General features: G+C 64.9%; 25 protein-coding genes. All 25 read right to left on the bottom strand.

What is annotated here, in order from left to right:
* Window positions 1-94: 94 nt before the first annotated feature.
* Window positions 95-2,374, bottom strand: a complete 2,280-nt coding sequence (locus MIC98_RS12625; protein ID WP_011347573.1) for a helicase-related protein — start codon at window positions 2,372-2,374, stop codon at window positions 95-97.
* 135 nt (window positions 2,375-2,509) lie between these two features.
* Entirely contained in the window at window positions 2,510-2,815 is a 306-nt protein-coding gene (locus MIC98_RS12620; RefSeq protein ID WP_011347574.1) for a hypothetical protein, read from the bottom strand.
* Window positions 2,816-2,905: 90 nt separating this feature from the next.
* On the bottom strand, window positions 2,906-3,226 hold the full coding sequence (locus MIC98_RS12615; protein ID WP_011347575.1) for a hypothetical protein: 321 nt from the start codon (window positions 3,224-3,226) through the stop codon (window positions 2,906-2,908).
* Window positions 3,227-3,277: 51 nt separating this feature from the next.
* Window positions 3,278-4,411: a DUF6094 domain-containing protein gene (locus MIC98_RS12610; protein WP_275041783.1), complete on the bottom strand. Its 1,134-nt coding sequence runs from the start codon at window positions 4,409-4,411 to the stop codon at window positions 3,278-3,280.
* Window positions 4,412-4,451: 40 nt separating this feature from the next.
* Window positions 4,452-5,102 (bottom strand): hypothetical protein, encoded by a 651-nt coding sequence (locus MIC98_RS12605; RefSeq protein ID WP_011347577.1) that lies wholly within the window; start codon window positions 5,100-5,102, stop codon window positions 4,452-4,454.
* Window positions 5,103-5,178: 76 nt separating this feature from the next.
* Window positions 5,179-5,439 carry a hypothetical protein gene (locus tag MIC98_RS12600; protein ID WP_011347578.1) on the bottom strand — a complete coding sequence of 87 codons (261 nt, stop codon included), beginning with the start codon at window positions 5,437-5,439 and terminating at the stop codon, window positions 5,179-5,181.
* A gap of 16 nt (window positions 5,440-5,455) precedes the next feature.
* Window positions 5,456-5,863 (bottom strand): hypothetical protein, encoded by a 408-nt coding sequence (locus tag MIC98_RS12595; protein ID WP_011347579.1) that lies wholly within the window; start codon window positions 5,861-5,863, stop codon window positions 5,456-5,458.
* Window positions 5,864-5,963: 100 nt separating this feature from the next.
* Entirely contained in the window at window positions 5,964-6,287 is a 324-nt protein-coding gene (locus MIC98_RS12590) for a hypothetical protein (RefSeq protein WP_011347580.1), read from the bottom strand.
* A 94-nt stretch (window positions 6,288-6,381) separates the two neighbouring features.
* Window positions 6,382-7,071, bottom strand: coding sequence for a DUF3275 family protein (locus MIC98_RS12585; RefSeq protein WP_011347581.1), 690 nt, complete (start codon window positions 7,069-7,071; stop codon window positions 6,382-6,384).
* Between the two features lie 57 nt (window positions 7,072-7,128).
* Entirely contained in the window at window positions 7,129-8,046 is a 918-nt protein-coding gene (locus MIC98_RS12580; protein WP_041855054.1) for a DUF3577 domain-containing protein, read from the bottom strand.
* Window positions 8,047-8,411: 365 nt separating this feature from the next.
* Window positions 8,412-8,765, bottom strand: a complete 354-nt coding sequence (locus MIC98_RS12575) for a DUF3085 domain-containing protein (protein ID WP_011804748.1) — start codon at window positions 8,763-8,765, stop codon at window positions 8,412-8,414.
* A gap of 79 nt (window positions 8,766-8,844) precedes the next feature.
* Complete coding sequence (locus MIC98_RS12570; protein WP_011347584.1) at window positions 8,845-9,066, bottom strand: hypothetical protein; 222 nt, start codon at window positions 9,064-9,066, stop codon at window positions 8,845-8,847.
* A complete protein-coding gene (locus MIC98_RS12565; protein ID WP_011347585.1) occupies window positions 9,063-9,875 on the bottom strand; it encodes a hypothetical protein in 813 nt (270 codons plus the stop codon). The genes MIC98_RS12570 and MIC98_RS12565 overlap by 4 nt, the downstream gene beginning before the upstream one ends.
* 282 nt (window positions 9,876-10,157) lie before the next feature.
* A complete protein-coding gene (locus tag MIC98_RS12560) occupies window positions 10,158-10,436 on the bottom strand; it encodes a hypothetical protein (protein ID WP_011347586.1) in 279 nt (92 codons plus the stop codon).
* 97 nt (window positions 10,437-10,533) lie between these two features.
* Entirely contained in the window at window positions 10,534-11,271 is a 738-nt protein-coding gene (locus MIC98_RS12555) for a hypothetical protein (RefSeq protein ID WP_011347587.1), read from the bottom strand.
* 79 nt (window positions 11,272-11,350) lie between these two features.
* Window positions 11,351-12,037: a hypothetical protein gene (locus tag MIC98_RS12550; protein WP_011347588.1), complete on the bottom strand. Its 687-nt coding sequence runs from the start codon at window positions 12,035-12,037 to the stop codon at window positions 11,351-11,353.
* Between the two features lie 145 nt (window positions 12,038-12,182).
* Window positions 12,183-12,575 carry a hypothetical protein gene (locus MIC98_RS12545; RefSeq protein ID WP_003290188.1) on the bottom strand — a complete coding sequence of 131 codons (393 nt, stop codon included), beginning with the start codon at window positions 12,573-12,575 and terminating at the stop codon, window positions 12,183-12,185.
* A 21-nt stretch (window positions 12,576-12,596) separates the two neighbouring features.
* Complete coding sequence (locus MIC98_RS12540) at window positions 12,597-12,809, bottom strand: hypothetical protein (RefSeq protein ID WP_003290186.1); 213 nt, start codon at window positions 12,807-12,809, stop codon at window positions 12,597-12,599.
* Between the two features lie 331 nt (window positions 12,810-13,140).
* On the bottom strand, window positions 13,141-13,698 hold the full coding sequence (locus tag MIC98_RS12535) for a hypothetical protein (RefSeq protein WP_041855055.1): 558 nt from the start codon (window positions 13,696-13,698) through the stop codon (window positions 13,141-13,143).
* A gap of 243 nt (window positions 13,699-13,941) precedes the next feature.
* Entirely contained in the window at window positions 13,942-15,558 is a 1,617-nt protein-coding gene (locus tag MIC98_RS12530; RefSeq protein ID WP_011347591.1) for a DNA cytosine methyltransferase, read from the bottom strand.
* 533 nt (window positions 15,559-16,091) lie between these two features.
* Window positions 16,092-18,104: a DNA topoisomerase III gene (locus MIC98_RS12525; RefSeq protein ID WP_011347592.1), complete on the bottom strand. Its 2,013-nt coding sequence runs from the start codon at window positions 18,102-18,104 to the stop codon at window positions 16,092-16,094.
* A 273-nt stretch (window positions 18,105-18,377) separates the two neighbouring features.
* Window positions 18,378-18,830 (bottom strand): single-stranded DNA-binding protein, encoded by a 453-nt coding sequence (locus MIC98_RS12520; RefSeq protein WP_010894248.1) that lies wholly within the window; start codon window positions 18,828-18,830, stop codon window positions 18,378-18,380.
* A gap of 73 nt (window positions 18,831-18,903) precedes the next feature.
* Window positions 18,904-19,431, bottom strand: a complete 528-nt coding sequence (locus tag MIC98_RS12515; RefSeq protein WP_011347593.1) for a DUF3158 family protein — start codon at window positions 19,429-19,431, stop codon at window positions 18,904-18,906.
* Window positions 19,428-20,210 carry a PFL_4669 family integrating conjugative element protein gene (locus tag MIC98_RS12510; protein WP_011347594.1) on the bottom strand — a complete coding sequence of 261 codons (783 nt, stop codon included), beginning with the start codon at window positions 20,208-20,210 and terminating at the stop codon, window positions 19,428-19,430. The genes MIC98_RS12515 and MIC98_RS12510 overlap by 4 nt, the downstream gene beginning before the upstream one ends.
* Window positions 20,211-20,526: 316 nt before the next feature.
* Window positions 20,527-21,774, bottom strand: coding sequence for an STY4528 family pathogenicity island replication protein (locus MIC98_RS12505; protein ID WP_011347595.1), 1,248 nt, complete (start codon window positions 21,772-21,774; stop codon window positions 20,527-20,529).
* Window positions 21,775-21,776: the final 2 nt, after the last annotated feature.

Here is a 21,776-nt window from a genome sequence, read left to right as displayed (position 1 = left end):
AAAGAGCGCAGCCACGTACACGGAGACCGTGAACGTGGCTGCTAGGTGGGAACAACGGAAAGCCGGCGGCGCTAGGCCGGCGTTGGCGTGGGGATCAGGCGGCGACCAGTTGCCGGGCCAATGCGACCTCGACGGAATCACCGTCCTGGTTGAGCACATCCAGGCCCGATTCGGGTACGTCGCCCGAGGTGGACTGCGAGACCATGATCTTCTTGGCCATCAGCTCCAGGCAGGTCATCTGCGAGGAACCGGCGTAGCCGAGGTAGATCACGCGCACCGGCTGTTTCTGTCCGATGCGCCAGGAGCGGCGTGCCGCCTGCTGGAGCGAGTACACGTTGTAGCCCGACTGCATGAAAACGATCGTCGGGAAGTCCAACAGGTCCAAGCCCGTCTTGACCAGCTCGGGGTTGGTGATGAGCACGTCGATGCCACGGTCCAGTTGCTCGGCGATCCAGTCCTCGCGGCGGCTGGCGTCCACGCTTGCGCGCAGCACCGCCACCCGAAAACCTTCTTGTTCCAGCAGCACCTTCAAGCGCGATGTGGTGTCGCGCGTGCCGGTATAGACCGTGTACGCCAAGACCTTGCGGCCCTGCGCCTTCTCTTCCTTGCAGATGTCGATCAGCTCGCGCTCTTTCGGCGTCACCTCGAACTCGTTGAACTGAGCCGGGACGAACGCCAAGGTGTTGCGCGTGCGCGGATGCACCACGGTTTCCGACCGGAAGCAACAGTCCGGCCAGGCAAGCAGCACGTTGAGCACCACGCCCAGCAGCGTCGTATCGCGTCGCGCCAGAGCCTGTTTCAGCTCCGCGGTCAGCCGACCCGCCAGGTCGCGGTAGGCCGCGGCTTGCGCCGTGTCCATTGCGACTTCACGGAACTCCTCGTCATACGGCGGCAGGACGTTGCCACCGATGTCCTTGAGCTTGAGGAAAATCGTGAACGGCAGGATGCACCGCAAGACCCCTTTCGGCCCGAAGCCGGGAGCCTTGACCGTGCGCACCGATACCTTGGTGCCCTTGGCCGTCTTGTGCGCCGTGCCGGCGCTCTCGGAGTAGATGTCCTTCAGGACGCCGTGATCGCGCATGAACGCCATCGCGGCCGAAGTCATGCTCCCACTCGTGCTCGGGCGGTAGCCGTCTTCGATCATCCGTCCAGGCAGTGCCCGGAACAGCAGGTGGAACAGGTCGTCGCCGTAGCCGCCCATCAACGTGCCGGTCAGCAGCAAGGTCTTGCGAGCCTTCGCCGCCAGCACGCCCATGGCCTGGCCTTGGGCGCTGCCACCGTTCTTGTACTCGTGCGCCTCGTCGGCGATGAGCAGGTCGAACGTGCCCTGTGGCAGGTAGCGCTTGATGAACTCGGACGGCTGGTAGCCGCCTTCGCCGAAGCCGAACTCCATGTTGGCCATCGCTCTTTCCATGCGATGCGCCTGGCGGTCAGAGAAGACCAGTTCGCCGTTGCCATCCATCAAGTTGATGAACTCGTGGATGTTGTCGCCCAGCATCGACGCCAGGAACCCGTCGCCGAACTTCTGCATCAGCTTCTGCGCGGTGACTTCCCCGATCGTCGGGATGCGCTTCAAGGCTTTCAGCACGGCCGAGGACTGGTCGCTGCCGGACAGGCTGCGCGGGCGGATCAGCGTCCACAGGGGCGCGGCGCAATGGCTGCACTTCCTGCGGTATTCCTCGGCTTGGAGCGCGACCGGATTGACCGGCTCGCCATCGAGGTCGGTGATGACCGTGCCGCAGTCCGGGCACGCAGCCACGTGGCCGTGGCGGGTACGCCGCTGGGTGAAGACGGGCTTCCAGTGGAACCCCATCCGCATCCGCACGCGCCCCAGGATGAAGAACTCCTGGCCCGTGGGGTGTACACCCAACTGCTCGCGCAGCTTGATGAGTTTGACCAGCGTATCCGGTCCGTTGAGCACCCAGACCTTGGCACCTGCTACGGTTTCCTGGATCTCACGCCGCCACTTGTAAACAAGGTGCGGTGGCGAGAGAACTAGGGTGCGGCGGTAGCCTTCGGCGTTGAGCACCGCGGCCGTGGCGATGCCGACGGTCGTCTTGCCGCAGCCCATCTCGCCGTTGACGATCGCAGCGCGTTCGCCACGGTCGATCAGCAATTCGGCAGCGGCGTGGACAACTTCGGCCTGGGCCGGGAACAGCTTGCGCTTGAGGCCGGCGACGATGAGTTGCCGGCGCGTCTGTGGCTGGCCGTTATAGACCGGCGGGTTTGCGCTGTTGAGGGCGTCGAGCAGTTCGTCGCCGAATTCGCCGACGAAATCCTGAAGGCTCAGGGTCAGAGGGGAAGATTCCGCATCGAGCAGTTCGCCCTGTACGGGCGTGGCTTCAGCGGCGGTGGTTTCGAGATCGAGGGACATGGTGATGCTCCAAAGAAAAATGGGGCATGCACCACCCCCAGCGGGGCAATGGCATGCCCCGCAGTGGGAAGGAAATCGGCACTTGGCCGAGGTGGTCGAAGTTGCCGGCCGTGGCGGCCTGCTGGTGAATCGTGCTCAGTCTTCGGACGACAGCACGATGGCGGTGACGTTACGGCCTCCATCTGTGATGATGCGGATGGCGAGCCCTGGGTGGATCTCGTAGTGCGATTCCAGCGGCGCACCCGATTGAAGTGCAGTGGTATTGGCTTGCCATTGCTGAACGCTGACATCACCCCAGTCGCCACGAGCGTGCCGTCTGAAGTACGGAATCGGGTCCAGATAACCCGCTTGCATGAGGCGATTAACGCTTCTACTGAATATGAGAGCACCGATTGGGAACGCCAGCCTTTGGCTATAGGTTTCGATGCGATGTGATGCCATGGCTTCCTCCTTGATGAGTCATTGAGCCACGACACTCCTGACGGAGTGAAGTAGCTCCGTCAGATGGATGAAGTTGACGAGGCAGCTCCTTCAGAGCATGTCGCGTTCTTCGGGAAGCTGGATCACCGTGGTCTGGTGGTCCTCGCTGGTCTTGACGATCAACACCAGTTCGGGCGTGATCCTGAAGTGGGAGATCATCAGATCGTCCCCACGGATTGCGACGTCGTTGGCTTGGCGGGTGGCCTCGTCGGTCTCGCCCCAGTCACCGCGCACATGGCGCTGGACATAGGCCAAGGGATCGATCAGGCCTTTGCGGGCCAGCCAATGCACCTTCTCGCTCAACTGCAACGTACCTGGTGCGAACAACGGTTGTTTCTGCGGCGCGGGCCGCTTGAACAGGCTTGAGAACATGGGTGTTTCTCCTTCGATGTGGTACAGCAGGACGGCAGGGCGTCCGGTGGATTAACGGATGGTCAGGACCTCGCCCCGTGTAGCGGAGTCGGGTGTCATGTCCCACGCGCGGATGACAGGCACGAACTTGTCGGTGAGGATGCGGGTCTCGGCGACGGAACCGTCTTCGCGTTCGGTGAATTCGCGTTGAAGCGTCTTGTCCTTGTGGGTGTCACCTTTGACGACGAGTACGCGCCCGGTCTTGGAGCGCACAACCCCCGAGATCGCGCCTGCGGCCAGGGCCAGGGCGAGATGCCAGTGGGACAAGGCACGCGCCGGTGGACGCAGCGACTGCTGCGCGGCCCCCAGGTGCGTGTCCTGCGATGGCCAGAGACCTTGCAGCCGGCCGACTTCATCGGCGAACTGCTCCGGCTCCATCGTCACGCGGAAGAAGTGCTCCGGTTCGGCCGGACTGGCGGGGACGATGTACGGCAGGAACGGCCATTCGCTCGGCAGTTCCTCGGCTTCGACTTCGCCAAGCCCAACCTGCAGCAGCAGATTGCGCACGGCCTTGAGACCATCGGGTGCCAGCTCGCGCTGACGCACCCTGCGGCCGAAGATCACCACCTGCTTGAACTGCGTCTCCACCGCTCGGTAGATCCGCAGGTCCGTGTAGTGGCGTGTCAGCCAGCCGACCAGCTCCGCATCGAGCACGTAGCCGGGGACGATGAAGACCAGCACGCCGCCATACTGCAGCAGCGACAGGCTGCGCTGGTAGAACAGTTTCTCGAAGCGGGGACGGCCCTGGCCTTGATAGCCGATGTTGCCGTTGACGTCCTTGGACAGATCGCCATACGGCGGGTTGAGCCAGAGCAGCCCGAAGGACTGCTTGGAGATCATTGTGTCCATCAGGTCCGCGTGCAGGCAGTGATCGACCAGGCCGCGGGCATGGCGCGCCCGTTCCGCGTCGAACTCGACGGCGAACGCCTTGGCCTGCTCGCGCCCGAGGGCATGAGCGGCTTCGGCGATCGCCACGCCTTCGCCGGCGCAGGGATCGAGGATGCACATCGGGCCATCGCTGGGCATCAGTGCGTTGAGGGCTCTTTCGAGCGTGGGTTCGTCGGTCGGGTAATACCCGTTCTTGGCGAAATTGCGGGCGAGCCGCGGGAACATGAGGGCCATGGAAGTCTCCTGGTTGGCGGGGATGAAGTGCGAGAGCACGCCTTGGCGTGCTCTCGCGGGTGGGTCAAGCCGCTACCGCTTCCGGCGTCCAAATCTTGGCCGGATAGGGATAGGCGGTGAGCACGTCACTGTGGATCAGGGAGCCCAGCGCCAGGGTCAGCGCCGGCACGTCGATGGCGAGCCGATGGCCTTCCAGCGGCCCGAGGGCGAACGGAAGACGGGCCAGCATCTCGCGGGTCTGTAGCAGCTCCAGCACGGTTTCGCGCCAGTGGTCGAGCAGCGGCAGTGGGCAGGTGTCCCGTACCAGCATCCACAGGCGGTCAAGCCGGTGGGCGCTGCCCTTGGGCAGCAATGCCAGTGCGCTGGCGTTGGCCTTGTCGGGCTTGACGCAGCGGCGGTCGAACAGCCACACGTTGGACAGCGAACCGAACAGCGTTCGCCGGTAGGCGCGGGTCATGCGCTTTTCCAGGCGATCGACGTTGCTGACGAACACCGGGACGCTGCCGCCCTGGTCGGTGATGACGTGGAACTGGTCCAGGCCCTGTTCGTCGCGCCCGAGGGTCAGACGAGCGAGGAACTGCTGGACGGCGGTGTCGCGCGCCCAGATCGACAGGAAGATCAGATTGCCCTGGTCATCGCCGACGCAAGCGTCGGCCATCACGTCGGAGCATTCGTCGATGCGATACAGCGTGGTGGAAGAAGTGTGTGCGGGCATGGTGGTGTCCTCGGATCAACGGGAACAGCACCGCCCGCTGGGGCAAGTACTGCCCCAGGGGGTGGAAGAAAGCCGCTCAGTCCGGCTCGAACTGCCGGGTGTGCGGGTTGAAGTGCAGCGCCTCATCTACCGAAGTGATTGGCGTGAAGCCCTCCAGGTAGATGTTGTTGAGGTACTGGTCGCGGTAGGTCAGTGCCTGCCGTGCCTGTTCCTCAGTGAGGCCGTTACTGATGAAGTACTCCAGCATTTCCTCGTCGGACGAAACTTCGTCGTTGGACAGACTCCCTTCAACGAGCTTCAACAGCGAGGGCGGAAGCGCAGCCAGGATCGGGTCCATGTCGGTTCCTCCTGGCTCAGGCCATCAGCGCTGCGGTGGGTGCCGCAGGTGCCGTGGGTGTGCGCCGCCGCGCGTGGTAGGCGCGAACGCCTGCGCGCCAGTCGGCGGACTGCTCCGGTGCGAGATCCAGATAGGACAGCGGGCAAGAGTAGTAGTACGGGTGCATGGACTCGTCCAGCGGCTTGTAGCCCCACTGGCCGCCGTTGCGTTCGAGCAGATCGCAACGGATGTAGCGCAGGGATTGACCCGGCTCCAGATGACGATGCACGCCTTCGACTTTGGCCGTCACTTCCGCGACGGACCACAGGACGTTGCCGCGCAGAGCGTGGGCGATGACCTTGACGCTGGCGCGCTCGGTCTCTTGCGGTGCGATCAGTTCCGCGATCAGTTCAGACCGCGATTGGGGGGAGAAATACCAGCCCATGAAAGGCCTCCTGAAGAATCGAGCCGGAGGCCTCCCCGTGGGGGAGAGCCCCCAGCGGGTGATGGAGTGCCGCGCGTGCGGCGATGGAGTCCGGTGCGGACTAGGAACCGCAACCGGCTGGGCAGTAGCCCAGTTCGATGCCATGGGAGCAGTAGCCGTTTGCAGCGTTCCACTCCTGCGTTTCCTGCCGTTCGGCAGGCGTTGCGTAGTCCCATTCCTGGGTCGCGATTTCCAGGGCCTGAGCCCGCTGGTTTTCCGGCAACCGACTGGCTTGCGCGTCGATCTCCGAACTGAAAAGCGTGACCCAGTGATCCCAGGACAGGCCGCAACCACGCTGGGCGTGCTCGGCGGCCGTCTTGCAGACAGCGCGCCACGCGGGTTCGTCCAGCGTGGAATGAGGTGCATCGCAAGCGATGGTGGACATGATGGAGACCTCCAGAAGAAAGCCGGAGCCTCCCCCGCATGGGGAAGGAACCCCGGCGGGTGGATGAAGAACACCGCGGATGCGGCGTCTGCGATCACGCAGGTTGCAGTTCGGCCTGGCGGCTCCACTCCTGCGTCTTGAAGTCCAGCGCGTAGCCCAGTTCACCCAGGCGGGCGATCTGCGCGCGCAGGGTGCGACGGTCGATGGTCGAATCCAGTTTCACGGACTCACCCAGCGGCCAGAGCAGCCCGAACAGTGCGGCGTCGCCATCTTCGGTGCTGCCGGGGGCAGCCGCCGCAGCGGGCGTCGGCGCATCCACGCCGAAAGGCGTGGTATCGACCATCGGGTCCGCGGACGCCTGCACGGATGCGGGCTTGGCGGGTCTGGATGCCTTGGTGGACTTGGCCGGCGTTGCCGCAGGCTGCGCCCCCAGTTCTTCATCGAGCGGATCGATGTCCTGGGTGGAAAAGCTGCGAATATCGTCGCGGCTCAGTTTGTCAACGCCGAAGAGCGTCATGCCATCCAGGTTGCAACGAATCTCGAACTTGATGCCGCCCCGCATGGGGATCGGGTTCGGAAAGATGTAGCGGATCACGAACTCCCCGTCGTACTTGCCTTCGGGGTATTGCTCCAGCTCCGCGTCCTTCACCGCGAAGTTTCCGATAGGAGTGACGAGGTAGCCGACGCAGAACGGACCATTGCGGCCGTGGATTGTGCGAATCGAAAGCTGGCCTGATACGACGATGGGCAGTGCCGATCTTGTGGATGCCGATGTGGCTGCCATGATGGTTCTCCTTGGGGAATAGGAAAAAGGCAAGGCCCCGTGAGGGGCCATGCCGGATCAGAACGAAGCAGCCAATGCCGGCTCCTGCTCCTCGACTTCACCTGCGGGCTCGCGCTCGGCGGGCTCGACAGGCTGGTCGGCAGCGGTTTCGGCGGCAACCTCGGCTTCGGGCGCGGGTGCGTCCTCGGCTTGCGGCGCCTCGGCTTGCGTCTGGCTCGTCGGATAGACCTGGGTGCCGTCGATCTTGATGAGACCGATGTGGACCAGCGTCGATTCCAGGCTCGCTCCCGGTTCCCCGGCGCGCTCGCCCTTGGTGCGGATGTACGGATCGATCTTCATGTCGTTCAGACGGAAGGCGATCAGCACCTTGCGGTCCCCTTCGATGGCCTGCACGCACCGGCGAACCAGGTGCTCGGCTTCAGGGGTGGCGACGATGGTGTCGAAGTACCGATATTCCGGTTCACCGACAGGTCCGGCCAGCGCCGCGACGCAGCACGACAGGAACGGATCGCCATCCTTGGGGGAGACGTCCTTCGGACGGCTGAGGTAGCCGATGCCGCGGGTGATCAGCTCGTGCTGCTTGATCGAAGCCAGTTCGGCCCGGTCAAGCGGCTCGGCCTTCAGCAGTCGCGCCTTCAGAGACGCGGCGGCCTGGCCTTTGTGCTCACCCTTGTCGCGGATGTACGCATCGCCCCAGAGGTCGCCGAGGCGAAAGCGCACCAGCGGCCGCTGCTTGGGATCGTCAACGCCGATGTAGCGCTCGACCAGTTTCTTGGCCTCGGCACCCGAGACCTTGACGTCGAAGTAGCGGTAGCTGGGGTCCTTGGCGGAACCGACCAGCGCGGCGATGGTGCATGCCAGGAAGGGCTGCGCACGGCGGCCGCCCCGGACGGGAACCTCGCGAGCACGCTGGATGTAGCCGATGCCCGAGGTGTGGAGGTCGAAATACGATTTCTCGTTGGACGTGGTGCTCATGGTGAATCTCCATAGGGATGAAGCGGAGACACACCGGCCCCACGCATGCGGGGAAAGGTGCGTAACCCCGCGGTGGGTTGATAAGGCGAAAGCATCCGCCACCAGGACTGGTGGCCGCTCGCGGATGGATGCGGTGCGAGCTGGCTCGGTCACGCAGTGGGAACTGCGCGGCAACCTCGAAGACCAATGGTTGCCTGGCATGTCGCTGACAACGTCAGCAGGCATGGGGTCAGCATGGCCGGGCCTCGCGCGCGCGGCAGCAATCAATCGGCATCCGGGCGTTTCCTTTTTTCCGGGTTGCCTGGTTCCGCCCAAAAGAAAGCCCCCAAACTGGGGGCTTCAAGGGGGACGGGGACATTTCTGGGCTACGCCCATTCCACCGCCGCCAGTGACAGATACGTCGAGGTGACGGTCAGCTCCAGATCGTCCGAGCTTTGCAGAATGCGGGTGAAAACGCGGTCCGTCGGGTCGAAGAACTCGCCGAAGTCGTCGCCACCCAGCTCGGCGCGCGCCAGTTCCCACCAGTCATCGAACGGGTCGGTATCCGGGTTGCAGCCGACGGCATAGGCCAGCAGCTTCACGCGGCCATCGGGGCGGCGCTCCCCGTGCTCGGCGAGGAAGTACACGCCTTGGTCCTTGGCGAGGACAATGCGGCATTGGTTGGCAATGGCCTCGGTCAGCACGGGGCGCATGTCGGAGCCTTTGAATCGCAGTGACATGGTTGATCTCCTGAAGAAAAAGGCCTTCCACCCGAATGGATGGAAGGCCTGTGGGACAAGTCGCCGGTGGGCTGCGGATTCAGCCGTAGTGCCGCAGGGCTTCCTGCCACGGAACGAAGCGCGCATCGCCACCAGTCGAGAACGGAAGGCGCAAGCGCCCGGTCTCTTCCGTCGAGAAGCGCGTCGCCTGGTCGAACGGAACCCAGCCGAACTCGTTGGACCAGAAGCCGGCACCATCGTTGCTGATGGCTGACTCGTTGGGCGAATGCACCACCCAGCAGTTGCTTGTCTCGCACGTCATGCCGCAACCGCCTGGCGTCGCCGGGTGGCCTTGGCGTCGATCACGCTCACGTCGATCAGGCGCCAGCGCCCGTCATCGATGAGCCGCTCCAGCACTTCGCCGAGCATGTCGAAATAGACCTCGTCATGCCGATCGACCAGTGCGCCGTCCCGATGCAGTTCCACCACGTAGGTGTCGCCGCCGCGGTCGTAGAGGATCGTCACTTGGCCCTCGAACTTCGCGGTCGAGACCGTGAAGCTGATCGCCGGAGGCGTCTCGATGATCTTGGACGGCTTGGGATCGACCCAGGTGAAGTCGCGGGCGCCCGCGTCGACCAGCATGTGGGTGATGCGCCGGAACCCGTCGGGCGCCGGCATTTCCTCCAACTGCTGGATGAGCTGGCCCAGTTCCATGCACTGCGGCTCGGGGATGGGAAGCTTGGCCGGCGCGGAGCCGAGGATGTGCGTCTTGATGGTGTAGGGTCTGCCATCTGACGTGTACTCGGTGCGCTCTTCCGGCGTGTCCGCGCGCAGGCCGTCGAAACGGCGCCGTGCGTAGGGCTGGACATGCACCTTGGCACCCTCGCTGGGAACGGTGGTGACCAGGTTGGGATCGAGCACCGCGAACTCGCTGGGCTTGAGCTTGACGACGATGGCGTCGTCGTTGGCCGCGACCACCTTGCCGTCGAAGGGCTGGGGATCGATGGCGAAGCCCAGCGTCGAGGACTGCGGCTGATCATCGAACACGCGGTACTTGAACGACCGCACGTTGCGGGGCACATGGCCTGCGACAAGCGAAGGCATCATGGATTTGATGAGGGAACGGTCCATGGGAATCTCCTTGAGGAAGAACAAGGGATTCCCCGCCCGCAAGGGAGAGGTCCCTTGTGGGTGGATGGACGCGGAGCGTCCGTAGGAAGAAACGACCAGCACGGTTTCCCGCGCTTGCAGCCTCGAAGGTCTCGGCTGCCTGGGCATGTGTCGGCAACGCCGACGAACATGGCGCAAGGATGGCCCTGGGCCGGGCTACTCGCCTGCATGAAATGGCATTTCGCCGCACCCGGTTTCCTGTGCTGCGGGCAAGAAAAAGCCCCTCGAAAGGGGCTGGTCGGGTCAGGCTTCGTACACGAAGTAGTGCTCGCGCTGACGCGGGAAGAAGACATGCTTCCACGTGTCGCCGTTGGTGTTGCCACCGTCGAAGACGACCATTTCGTAGTCGTCAATGTCGGTATCTACCAAGTCGGCGCTGGCGATATGGCGCATGTGCAGCGTGCCACGCATGCGCTCGAATACCAGGATCTGGCCGATGGCGTCGTCCTGGCTCATGGCATTGACGCAGGCTCCGAGTTGGTGCTCGAAGTCGGGTACGCGCGAGGTGAGTTCAGGGAACATGAGGGTGCTCCTATGAAAATGGACCAGCCCGGCTCCTGGCGAGGAGTCGGGCCGGCTTGGGGGAGACAAAGAGGAAGGCCGGTGCGTGGCGAGGCTGCTAGGACTCGACTAGCGGCAGGCCCAGCAGCACGGGAGCGTCGGCGTCGAGGATCAGGATGCGAACATCGGCCTGGCCAGCCAGTTCAAGGATGTTCGCCAAGTCGTCCGGCATGCCCTTGTTCCGGTGCTCTTGTCGAAGCTGCTCTGCGCTGATGCCCACGGCGTGCTCCAGGTTATGGTCCGTCCAGGGCGTGGAGATCAGCTTGACGCCGATCGCCGGGCTGTACGGAACCCGGAACGCGATGAACAGAAAGGCCTCCGGCGTGGCGAGGTCAGCCAGGTTGGCGAGGTACTGGCCGGTTTCCTGGCTGATGTGTGCGGTGCTGATTTCCCAGCAACGGCTGTAATAGCCGGTCTCGAAACTCAGGCGCTGCACGGCTTCCCGCGCGGCCTCTGCCGAATAGGTGTCACCGACGTGAACCGGGCGACCGTCGAAGTCCTCGCCATGGATGGCATAGACCACGGCACCGATCACGCCCTCGCCGCCGACGCCTTCACCGGCATCGCACTCGGCCAGCGCTTCGGCACCCAGGGGTTCGGGGCTGTTGCTGACCACCGCGACATCGCTGCTGACGATGCAGGAGGATGAAACCAGTTCCTCGTCGGAGAAGTGCTGTTGGCTCGGGTGGATGTTTCGCCAGACATGCGGGCTTCCGTCCTCGTAGCTGATGGACAGCGTGCGGACGATTTTCAGATTCCAGTAGCCGCGGAGAAAGGGATTAGGTTTCTGGGACATGGGAACTCTCCAGATTGAATAATGGAGCCAATTCCCGCCACCGGAAATTGGACCCGGTGGGTTGAAAATGGAAAATGCGTCAGGCGGCGCTGATCGTTGGCATCTGGGCCAGTCGGTCGGCGACGCGACGGCGCACATTCAGGCGGAACTGCTCGTCGTTGATGCCTGCGAGCAGGTTGGCGGCCTCCAGCGCGATCAACGCCGAGGCCTCTTCGATGTCGGCGGCCAGGATGGTCTTGCGTAGTTGGTCGCCGAGTTGGAGCGCTTGCGAGGACGTTCTGAAGACCTGCACCTCGCGGCTCAGGTAGCAGCCGTTGCCGCCGAACTCGAACAGCCTCGGCTTGCTGCAGTACCAACAACCCTCGAACTGGATAGCGGTCAGGCGATGGCCGTCATCGAAGCAGGAGGCGATCAGAAGCAAGGCATCCAGGTCGGCGCTGTCCTCGAACTGGTGGTGTTCGATCAGGTTCTCCAGCTCCGCGTCCTGCTCGGCACCGAAGTGAGAGGCCAGTCGTTCGAGCAGAGACGGAATCGACAACTCTTCGTCGTCGGGCATGGGGATGCCGAGTTGTACGGCCAGGTCTTCAAGACCGTCCAGCACATCCGTCCATTGCGGATCATTGTTCTCGGCGATTTGGGCGATATAGGCCGCCCCATTGCCGGGGTAGGTTTCGTCCAGCGCGAACGCGCTGAACAGCGCCTTGATGACGGGGGTAACACGCTCCAGAACGAGAACGCCCGTGCCTTCGTAGTAGTTGTTCGCCATGGTGGCTCCTTTCGAGAAAGCGGAGCCAGCCCATGCGGACGATGGCATCCGCAGGGTGATGAAGAAGAAATTGAGGGACATGGCCTTGTGGGCGCATGTCCCTCTCGGGGGGGGAACGAAAAGCAGTGGTGCGCCGGGGACCGGCTCACCAGCCGTTGTAGTTCACCAGCAGGTCAGCGATGACCTTGCGGCGTTGCAGATCGAGACCGTCGAAGTCCGACAGTCCGTTGAAGTGGCAGCGCTTGAGCATGGCACCGCCCTCGCGCGCGTTGTAGAAGCTGACCATGGCGGACAGGAACATGCGTTCCCCGCTGCTCAGGACGCCTAGGGCGTCGTTGAGCTGCAGCATGTTGGGACGCAGATCCCACTTGCTCTTGGCCTGGTTCAGACCTTCGCGGGTGCCGTCGCCGAACCATTCGGGGCCAGCGATCTCGACACCGCGCTTCCAGGCCTCGAAAAAAGCTTGGGGCGCGGCCGCGAAATGCTGTTCTTCCCGCATGATCTGATCGACGACTTCCCGTGGTAGAAGCTGGTTCATGACGTGATTCCTCCAGTTGGATCAGGGAATGGCGAGCTGGGACCAGCCGCCTCTTTCGAGGGCACGCTGGGCCGCGGCATAGCTGCGGAAGTACTCGCGGGATTCCCGCGAAACCGGGCCTTCGGTGTCGCGCGTGCCGATGTAGTGGCCGGCGGCGCTTTGCAGGACTTCAAGCGGCAGGAACTTGCCGCAGTAGGTCAGGGCCAGTTGGCCGAAAGAGGCTTGCTGGGACATGGACGGGCTCCTTGGAAAAGCGGGGCCTCGTCCCTCACGGGATGGCAGCTCCCGCACGCGGTTGATAAAAAGCATCGACGTCACGGGGACGCGCGTCCGCAGACCTGATGCGATGCGGACTGGTGGGCAACGCGGGAGAGACCCGCGGCAGCCTGGAACCCTGGCTGCTGGCATGTGCTGACGAATCAGCGAACATGCGGGCAGCTTCGTGTGCGGGCCGCTCTGCGTCAGTTGGAAAACGGTATCCGGCCCAGCCCCGATTGATGGGCACCGAAAAAAAAGAAACCCCGCATCGAGTGCGGGGCTGTCAGGAGAGTGCGTCGGTGCTGTGTCAGTCGGGCTTGTCGCCCAGGACATGCTGCTTCCACAGCTCGAATGCCTGCTCGGGTGCAAGCTCGGCGAGGATGACGATGGGCTGGGCCTGCCGAGCGCGCAGCGAAGCGAAGTACGCCTTGCGGTCGGCGATGGCCTTGAGCTTGATGCCCTTGATGAACAGCAATTTGCCGTCCTTGATGAACAGCACCTTGTTGCCGATGTCGCGGTTGAACGCGGCTCGCATCTTGCGTTCCGCGTGCATGGCGTCAGCCAGTTCATCGACCAGGAAGTCGAGCGTCATGTCGATGTAGTGAGGGTCTTCGCCCTCCTGGCCGAGGTCGAGCGGCGCAGGCGGCAGGCCCTTGGCGAAGGCTTCGGCCTGCGCCAGCAGCGGTGCCTTGCCGTTGAGCGCGTGGAGGAAAGTCGAGCCGCCGTGGCCGTCGTTGCGGGCCTCGGCGATGGGAGTGCCGTCGAACACGACGGTGGCGCTGAAGCACATCGTTTCTTCGCTGGCGAAGTCGGCCACTTTGAGGTTCTTCAGCGTGATGCGGTCTTGCTTGGTGATGTTGTCCATGGGAAGTCCTGAAATCGACCGGGTGGCGACATGCCCCCGACGGGACGTGGCGGCCATCCCGTGGGTTGGAGAAAAGAGGCATCGATGCCCCGGTGGGCAGCGTTCGCCGGTGAGATGCCGAGGCGAACTGGTGGGTGGCGCGGGTGGAACCCGCGGCAGCCTTGACACCCTGGCTGCGGGCTGCTGCCGAACCATCGGCAATGCAGGAGGGAGAATGGCGCGGCCCGCAGGCTGCGTCGCCGATCAATCCGAAGCGGTTGAGCCCGTCTTGTGCAGGTACTGCACCAGGCGCTGGCCCAGCCATGCCATGCACGGGACAGCCATGGAGTTGCCGATCGCCTTGTAGCGTGGAGCGTCGGCGGCGGGCTTGCCGCGGTACGGGATCAGCGTGTAGTCGTCGGGCATACCTTGCAGCCGCTCGCACTCCACGGGCATCAACCGCCGCACACGCCAGTGCGACCAGTCGCCGGGGCCAGGGTCGTTCCAGTCGTAGCGGAAATGCGCCTCGAAGTCGGGAGCCAGGACATAGGGCTTGTCCGCACCGCCGCCGCTGGTGCGCAGTGCGCCCGCTACGGTGCCGCCCAGCTCGGCGGCAAGACCCTGCTCGCGGCCGCGCAGAGACACGCAGGCCACCATAGGCACGCCGTAGCCCGGCTTGCCGTTGGACAGCACGGTGCAAGCGACCTGGCCATGGCCCGACTCGAAGCGCACTTCACCGCGGTTGTTCTGCGCGAACGCGATGGCGGGCACGACCCCGGCGTTCGCATGGCTGTTGCGATGGCCGCCAGCGCGCAGCGTCGGCGTCAGGTCGAGCGTGGCATCCGCGCCGCTGCCCTGGGCGGTGAAGGCGATGATCGGAACGCCCTTGCCGGTGCCGTCCTCGCTGCTGCCCTTGCCGTTGTTGGCGGTGTCGAGGGTGTGGGCGATGCTGCCGGCGACCGACTGCACCATGAACGTCTCGGTGCGGATGTCGTGCTTGGGGCCAGCGGCCATCAGGCATGCCGCCACATCGACAGGGCCAATGCCGCCGCTGAATCCGAACGTCGTCGTGATCTTGCCGTAGGGCTGCTTCAGTCCTGCGAATCCTGCAAGTCCTGCGCATGCGCCTGCTGCTTCAGCACCCGGTCCAGCATCGTGGGCAGCTTCTTGCCACGGCGCGCGGCCCGCACAAGAATCCCCGAGCAGGCCTGCGCGCTCAAAAAGTACTTCTGCGGGATCGAGGTCATTTCCACCACTTGCCACAAGAAACACGCGCTTGCGGCGTTGGGCGACACCGAAATATTGAGCGTCGAGCACGCGCCAGGCGATGCGGCGGCGGGGTCCAGACACACAACCAGCGTGCGCCCACCGACCCCCTGGCGGCTGGAGCGCACGGCTTTCTCCGGCCAGTGCAGCGAGGAATTGACCGAAGGCATTGCAGCGGTCATTGAGCACGCCGGGGACGTTTTCCCAGACGAGTGTGGCCGCGGGGCGGCGGTCTTGGTGGCGGATTTGGTCGATGGCATTGGCAAGCTCCACATAGGCAAGGGAAAGGGCTCCGCGCGGGTCATCCAGCCCGCGACGGCTACCTGCAACGCTGAACGACTGGCACGGCGTGCCGCCGACCAGGATGTCGGGCGCCGGCACGGTGCCGGCGCGCACCTGGCGGGCGATCGCGGTCATGTCGCCCAGGTTGGGCACGCGGGGGTAACGGTGGGCGAGCACGGCGCTCGGGAACGGCTCGATCTCGGCGAACCACGCGGCTTCGAGGCCGATGGGCTGCCAGGCGAGGCTCACGGCCTCGATGCCGCTGCACACGCTGCCGTACAGCAGTGGCGCGGCCTGGGGCGCACCGCGTGGGGTGCGAGGTTGCGGGTTCATGGCGGGTCTCCTGTTCGTGTGGCCCTGGACCGTGTGGCCTGGCCGGACGTTGATTGGCAGGAGAAAGGCGCCGAAGGCCTTGCGGCCTTCGGCTCGGGAGGACGGAACCACCCGTGGGCTGTTGCAGGCCGGTCGTCGCTAGAACCGTCTGCTGTCAGCAATCGCACCCGGCGCATATCGTGGTTGGCGCCGGCATCTTCTGGCGCACATCCGCGCACAAAAGGAGCCCAGTTTTTCGCCGTTGGGCACGGCATCGAATACCGCTGACCACGAAGGGTCTCCGGGTGGCTCGCAGCCTGGCAAGCCATCGGGGGACCCTTCGCAGAGGCGGAAAAATGCAGATCAGCAGAACACGCCGGGAAACCCCGGACACGGTTCGCGGAGAAGCTACCTTCAGGCCCCGCGGCCGGGGGCGGCCGAGCGGGACGCGCACACGGACAAGAGAAGGCGTTGCGCGCTGGGCGTCCCGCAGGGCGTGCGGGACATGGGCCACGCCGCCGATGGCGGGCACGGCTCTCGGGGAGCGGGGTCGGTCAGGAGCCCTTGCGGCCGCTACTGCGCGGGCGCGAGGCACCGCGCTTGGACGTGCCGGAATCGACCGGCAGCGTGCCTTTGCAGTCGGGGTAGCGACTGCACGACCAGAAGGGGCCGGTCTTGCCGGTGCGCTGGCGCGTCGGTGCGCCGCACTGCGGGCAAGCGGGACCCTGGGGAACCTTGATGGACAGCGAGGTGCTGCCGTACTGCACGATCAGTTGCGAAATCCATGCGGCCTGCTTGCCGATGAACACATCCAGGGTGAGCTGTCCGGCCTCGATCATGTCGAGCGCCTGCTCCCACACGGCGGTGGTTCCGGGGTCGGCAATCGCCGCGGGCACAGCGTCGATCAGCGTGAATGCCGCATCCGATGCGCGAATGGAGCGTCCTTTCTTCACGAGATAGCCCCGCGTCAGCAGGCCGGTGATGATGTTGGCGCGCGTGGCTTCGGTGCCAATGCCCGTCGTGTCCTTCAACTTCTGCTTCAGGCGCGGGTCGGTCACGAAGCGCGCCACGCCTTTCATCGACTTGACCAGTTCGCCCTGCGTGTAGGGCTTCGGAGGCAGCGTCTTGAGCGCCTTGACTTCGGCCTCGGCCACTTGGCATGCCAGGCCCTCGCGCAGCGCGGGGAGTACCTGGCTGCGCGCGGTGGTTTCCCCGTCCTCGTCCGCTTGCGGCTCGGCCAGCACCAGGTGCCAACCCTGGGCGGCCACCTGCTTTCCGGTGGCCACCAGCTTCTGCTGGCCGCAGGACAGCTCGGCGATCGTGCGGTCGAACTCGTGGTGAGGGAGGAACTGCGCCAGGTAATGCGCGCGGATCAGCCAGTACACCGCCAGTTCCTTCTCGCTCATAGCCGAGAGGTTCGCGGGTTCCAAGGTGGGAATGATGCCGTGGTGCGCCGTCACTTTGCCGTCGTTCCAGGCGCGCGAGCGCTGGGAGCGGTCGAGCTGGCCCATGATCGGGCGCAGCGAGGGGTCGGTCTTGAGCAGGCTGTCCAGAACAGTCGGCACCTCGGCGAACATGCTTTCGGGCAGGTAGCCCGAATCGGAACGCGGGTACGTGGTGGCTTTATGGGTCTCATACAGGGCCTGGGCGATCTCCAGCGTCTCCTGCACATCCAGCCCAAGCTGCTTGGAACAAACCTCCTGAAGCGTTCCCAGGTCGAACAGCAGCGGTGGCCCTTCGCGCACGCGCTCGGTCTCGACTGACACGACCTGGGCGCTGCTCGCAGCGCGGATCTGCTGCGCGGCCTGCTGGGCGATAGGCTGCTGCAGGCAGCGGCCGGCATCGTCGGTGCAGCCATCGGGCGGAACCCACTGCGCGCTGAAAGCCTGTCCACCTGCGGACAGGGACACGTCGATGGCCCAGAACGGCACCGACTTGAAGGCCGCGATCTCGCGGTCGCGGTCCACGACGAGCTTCAAGGTCGGCGTCTGGACGCGACCGACGGACAGCACGCCGTCGTAGCCGGCCTGACGCCCGAGCACCGTGAACAACCGGCTGAGGTTCATGCCCACGAGCCAGTCGGCGCGTGAGCGCGCAAGCGCCGAGTAGTACATCGGCAGCGTGTCGGATGAGGGCCGCAACTTGCCGAGCGCGGTGCGGATCGACGCATCGTTGAGCGCCGACAACCATAGCCGCTCGATGGGGCCGCGGTAGCCGCACAGGTCGATGATCTCGCGGGCGATCAGCTCGCCCTCACGGTCGGCATCGGTGGCGATGACCAGATGGGTCGCCTTCGCCAGAAGCGCCTTGACGACCTTGAATTGCGTGGCGGTCTTCGGTTTGACCTCGACCCGCCACTGCTGCGGAACAATGGGCAACTGCTCCAGCGACCAGCGCTTGAGCGCCGCGTCATAGACCTCGGGAGCTGCCGCTTCTACGAGATGGCCGATGCACCAGGTAACGGTGACGCCAGAGCCGCTGAGACAGCCTTCACCGCGCTGCGTCGCGCCGAGAATCCGGCCAATGTCTTTGCCCTGGGAGGGCTTCTCGCACAAGAACAGCCGCATGTCCGTCCATCCGATTTCCGTGGTTCATTGAGTTGCTGGAATCGAGGATGCCGAGCACCACCAGGGGCAGCAGCAAACAAGCCGCATGCGGTGGCGACCACTTTCACGGGATGGAATGGCGGGGACGGGAGTGGCGTGCGGCCTGGGGTGTGCGGTTCGGGAGCCGCGGTTTTCGGGAGCGCGTGGAAGCCGGTGGACGTTGATGGAGCTATCCCCTGGGGATAGCTCGCGAGGGCGTGGGACGACGGACGACTGCCGCCGCCCCATGCTGCATCACTTCCTGCGCTTCGGCTCCTTCGGCGCGGCCGGTTCCTGGGCGGCTTGGGGATTCGGCTGCGTGTCCTGCGTGGTCTCCTGCTGCCTGGGGCTGAGGGTCACGGACTCGATGCGGAACGGCAGGATGCCGACGCTGCGCGCGTTGATCTGCCAAGTCTCGCGCGGCTGATCCTCGTTGTCCGTCCAGGGTTCGCGCTCCATGCGGCCGACGACCAGCACGCGCATGCCTTTCTGGTACAGGTCCTTCCAGTGCGCGGCATCGCGGTGCCAGATTTCCACCGGCGCCCAGAAGCCGCCGCGATCCTCGAAGTCGCCGCCCTTGGTGGGGACGGGGTTGTCGAAATACACGTTCAGCCGCAGCAGGCGCCGCGGTTCGTCGTTGCCGTTGGGGAACTCCCGGTACTCGGGGGGCGAACCGATGTTGCCCTCGCCAGAAAAATGCGTGCTCATGTTGCAATCTCCGTGGTGGTTGAAATACCCGCACCTGGTCGGCGACGGGCGCGTGCTGGGGTGCCCGGCGCGATCACCGATCGCGCAGTGCGGGTGGGGTGGACTTGAGCCGGCGCAGGTAGGCGTCTTCCGCCTCGGCGGCCTTGCTGGCGCACTCCTGGGCCTGCCTGCCCAAGGTGTGCAACAGGCTGATCTGCATGTTCAGCGTGATGCGTTGAAGCTCGATCGCGTGCAGGTCGGCCAGCAGGTTGACCGGCGTGCTGATGCTCGCCATCAGCTCCTGCCACAGGGCCACGCCCATGGCCGAGCGGTCGTGCCTGCGCCAGCGAAGGAACGTCGTTCCCGCGCCAGTTGCCTGCTGGGCCAGCTCCACGGGCAGCAGATGGAAGGGATGCCCGGCTGCCTGTTGCAGCACCTGTCGCTGCGCCAAGCCAATCAATTCGTCGCGCATGGCGAAGCACTGGCTGGCCCAGGCCTCCAAGTCCCCTTTACCTTTAAAGGGTTTTAAAAGGCCTTTTTGAGAGCCTGCGTGTTCCAGCCTCATGAAGGCGGTCTGTTGCAGGGGACGGAAGTAGCGGGTTTCGCGATTCGGGTCGCTCATGCCTGCTCGTCCTCGCCGGCTGTCGCTTCGGAGGCCTCGGTGGCGGCGGCTTCGTCACTGGCGGATGGTGCTGCGGCAGGACCGTCACCGCGCTGCTGCAGGCCACGGCGCACGATGGGCGGCGCGAACTTCGAGCGGCGCGTGCCTTCCAGCACGTCCTGCGGCAACTCGCCGAATTTCTCCAGCGCCGCCCGGGCTGCGGCGTTCTTCGCGGCGAAGTCGTCGCGGGTGCAGCCCGAGTAGCGGTACTGCTGGGCCAGCGAGAACAGGCTGCGCAGTGCATGGGCGCCTTCGTTGAGCCAGCGTTCGAGCGTCGAGCGATCGATCAGCGCAGTGTGGTGCGCGAGGATCAGCTTGCGGGCGATGTCGTCGTAGTCGGCGAGCAGATAAACGGCGGCAAAGCCGAGCTGCGCATTGACGAACAGCGGCAGCTTGACGGGCTGTACGTTGAGGTTCTCGCCCAGGGTGAGTGCCGGCGGCACGCTCGCGAGAGCCTGGTCCACCTGCTCGCGCAGCGATTGCAGCGTGGCCTTGGTCTGGTCGAGCTTGTCCTCGATGCGCAGCATCCAGAAGTCGCTGTACGGGTCGTCCTGCTCCGAGCCGCGCCGCATCTTGTTCATCTGGGCGATGTAGCCGTTCAGGCCGACGATGCCCGGTCGTCCCTCGGCGGCGGCGCGGCCGTGCCAGATGCGCGAGGCGTGGTGCGTGTGCAGCGTCAGCGACATCGCGCTGCGCAAGGAGCCGAGATTCAGTTGCAGGGGTTCGTTGGTGGTTGCCATGGTGTCCGCTCGTTGTTGGAAAAGAGCGGCCAGCTTCGGCAGGAAGCGGAAGGCAGTCAGTCAACAAACCGAAACCCGCCCGTCCCCGGTTCAGGGCGCGGCAGGTGCATGCGGCGCGAGCTATCCCCAGGGGATAGCTCCATGGAACGCCAAGGAACGCTGCAAACCCGGATCAGTGCGGACAAGGACGATCCCGCGGCAGGCGATCGGGGCTTGGCGTGCAGCGGTTCGACGTCGTAGCTGTCAGTGGAACTATCCCCTGGGGATAGTTCCACTGACAGCCACCGGCATCCACTTCACCGCCTTGCACGCCTGATTACTTGCTGGCGAGCAGATTGCGCAGTCGCTCGATGTGCAGCTTGGCGACTTCTGGCGGCACAGGCTTGCCCTGCGGCTGGGATGGTGGCGGTGCTGGTGGTGGCCGCTCATTGGGTGGAGCAGGTGCCGACGGCGCGTCTTTCTTGGCCCAGGCGTTGAACTCACCATGGATGGCCCGCTGGATGATGCCGAACAGATACCCCGCAGGATTGCGGATGCCGTGGCTGCTGCATCGCGTGGCCCATTCGTCCAGCACGGCCTGCCTCAGCGAGGCATCGACCTGCTGCAATGCCACCCTGGCGCCTGTCTGCTGCTCTGCCTTCAGTTCCGCGAAGCGCTTGGGCCATTGCAGATCGCCCAGCGCGCGCGCTTGCGCGGTAGTACGTACTTCATCAATACGACTACTACGTACTGTACGGGCCTGCTTCGGATTCCGAAGAGAGGCGTCTGGCGCGGGTTTCGGCCCTGCTTCGGATTCCGAAGTGGGGTCATCGGGATTCCGAAGAAGGCTCGTCGGCCCTTCTTCGGAATCGTGAGTGGCATCCTCATGTGGATAACTTTCGGTCGCCGTGATGCCTTGGCTGGCGAGGCGTTCGGCCAGGACCTGCAGCCGTGACGGCAGCGTGCGGCCGGACAGCAGCGGGTCTTCCGCGATTTCCTTGAGCGTGTTCAGGCCGACCATCTGGACGGCCTTGGCCGAGTGGCCGAGGGAATGGCTGACCAGCGCCAGGTAATCGGCGTCGAGCTGCATCGCTTCAAAGGGCGTCAGCGGCTCGTCGTGCAGGACATAGAGGTTGCCGAGGATGCGGCCGGTCTTGGGATCGCGGCGGCGCCGCACCAGGCTCAACCATCGGGTGAGGCGCAGCAGCGTCAGCGCTCGCGCCACGGTTTCGTGCGAGGCTTGCCCGGCGCACGGCATCGACGCCAGCCAGGGCCGAAGCTGTTCATACGTCGGGAACGCCGTCACGCCATCGTCGTTGAGCATCAGCCGGAAGACCTGCCAGGCGTTGCGCTCCAGCGGCGTCAGGCGACGGTCGAGGAACAGCCGTCGCGGTACGGTCTCGTGCCGGTTGCCGCTGAACAGGAAGGCATCGCCAGACGCCGGGCCCGTGGGCATCGCGACAGGCGTGGGTGTGGGCGGGGGCGCATCGGCGTTGGGCTTGGGCACAAGGTCTTTCAGCGCAGCGTCGAACAGGTCTGCGAGTGCGATGGGGCCACGACGTGGTGCGGTGTCGTCCACGGCCATGG

The sequence above is a fragment of the Stenotrophomonas sp. NLF4-10 genome (assembly GCF_022359915.1).
Lineage (GTDB): Bacteria > Pseudomonadota > Gammaproteobacteria > Xanthomonadales > Xanthomonadaceae > Stenotrophomonas > Stenotrophomonas daejeonensis.
This window is presented reverse-complemented; position numbering and strand designations above follow the sequence as displayed.

What these genes read in the sequence shown, in the direction of transcription:
- MIC98_RS12510 (WP_011347594.1), bottom strand. Translation starts at nt 20,210, where the DNA reads ATGGCAACCACCAACGAACCCCTGCAACTGAATCTCGGCTCCTTGCGC.
- MIC98_RS12605 (WP_011347577.1), bottom strand. Translation starts at nt 5,102, where the DNA reads ATGCCCGCACACACTTCTTCCACCACGCTGTATCGCATCGACGAATGC.
- MIC98_RS12545 (WP_003290188.1), bottom strand. Translation starts at nt 12,575, where the DNA reads ATGAACCAGCTTCTACCACGGGAAGTCGTCGATCAGATCATGCGGGAA.
- MIC98_RS12620 (WP_011347574.1), bottom strand. Translation starts at nt 2,815, where the DNA reads ATGGCATCACATCGCATCGAAACCTATAGCCAAAGGCTGGCGTTCCCA.
- MIC98_RS12625 (WP_011347573.1), bottom strand. Translation starts at nt 2,374, where the DNA reads ATGTCCCTCGATCTCGAAACCACCGCCGCTGAAGCCACGCCCGTACAG.
- MIC98_RS12600 (WP_011347578.1), bottom strand. Translation starts at nt 5,439, where the DNA reads ATGGACCCGATCCTGGCTGCGCTTCCGCCCTCGCTGTTGAAGCTCGTT.
- MIC98_RS12585 (WP_011347581.1), bottom strand. Translation starts at nt 7,071, where the DNA reads ATGGCAGCCACATCGGCATCCACAAGATCGGCACTGCCCATCGTCGTA.
- MIC98_RS12540 (WP_003290186.1), bottom strand. Translation starts at nt 12,809, where the DNA reads ATGTCCCAGCAAGCCTCTTTCGGCCAACTGGCCCTGACCTACTGCGGC.
- MIC98_RS12555 (WP_011347587.1), bottom strand. Translation starts at nt 11,271, where the DNA reads ATGTCCCAGAAACCTAATCCCTTTCTCCGCGGCTACTGGAATCTGAAA.
- MIC98_RS12560 (WP_011347586.1), bottom strand. Translation starts at nt 10,436, where the DNA reads ATGTTCCCTGAACTCACCTCGCGCGTACCCGACTTCGAGCACCAACTC.
- MIC98_RS12615 (WP_011347575.1), bottom strand. Translation starts at nt 3,226, where the DNA reads ATGTTCTCAAGCCTGTTCAAGCGGCCCGCGCCGCAGAAACAACCGTTG.
- MIC98_RS12565 (WP_011347585.1), bottom strand. Translation starts at nt 9,875, where the DNA reads ATGGACCGTTCCCTCATCAAATCCATGATGCCTTCGCTTGTCGCAGGC.
- MIC98_RS12530 (WP_011347591.1), bottom strand. Translation starts at nt 15,558, where the DNA reads ATGAACCCGCAACCTCGCACCCCACGCGGTGCGCCCCAGGCCGCGCCA.
- MIC98_RS12575 (WP_011804748.1), bottom strand. Translation starts at nt 8,765, where the DNA reads ATGTCACTGCGATTCAAAGGCTCCGACATGCGCCCCGTGCTGACCGAG.
- MIC98_RS12550 (WP_011347588.1), bottom strand. Translation starts at nt 12,037, where the DNA reads ATGGCGAACAACTACTACGAAGGCACGGGCGTTCTCGTTCTGGAGCGT.
- MIC98_RS12535 (WP_041855055.1), bottom strand. Translation starts at nt 13,698, where the DNA reads ATGGACAACATCACCAAGCAAGACCGCATCACGCTGAAGAACCTCAAA.
- MIC98_RS12525 (WP_011347592.1), bottom strand. Translation starts at nt 18,104, where the DNA reads ATGCGGCTGTTCTTGTGCGAGAAGCCCTCCCAGGGCAAAGACATTGGC.
- MIC98_RS12520 (WP_010894248.1), bottom strand. Translation starts at nt 18,830, where the DNA reads ATGAGCACGCATTTTTCTGGCGAGGGCAACATCGGTTCGCCCCCCGAG.
- MIC98_RS12505 (WP_011347595.1), bottom strand. Translation starts at nt 21,774, where the DNA reads ATGGCCGTGGACGACACCGCACCACGTCGTGGCCCCATCGCACTCGCA.
- MIC98_RS12595 (WP_011347579.1), bottom strand. Translation starts at nt 5,863, where the DNA reads ATGGGCTGGTATTTCTCCCCCCAATCGCGGTCTGAACTGATCGCGGAA.
- MIC98_RS12590 (WP_011347580.1), bottom strand. Translation starts at nt 6,287, where the DNA reads ATGTCCACCATCGCTTGCGATGCACCTCATTCCACGCTGGACGAACCC.
- MIC98_RS12580 (WP_041855054.1), bottom strand. Translation starts at nt 8,046, where the DNA reads ATGAGCACCACGTCCAACGAGAAATCGTATTTCGACCTCCACACCTCG.
- MIC98_RS12570 (WP_011347584.1), bottom strand. Translation starts at nt 9,066, where the DNA reads ATGACGTGCGAGACAAGCAACTGCTGGGTGGTGCATTCGCCCAACGAG.
- MIC98_RS12515 (WP_011347593.1), bottom strand. Translation starts at nt 19,431, where the DNA reads ATGAGCGACCCGAATCGCGAAACCCGCTACTTCCGTCCCCTGCAACAG.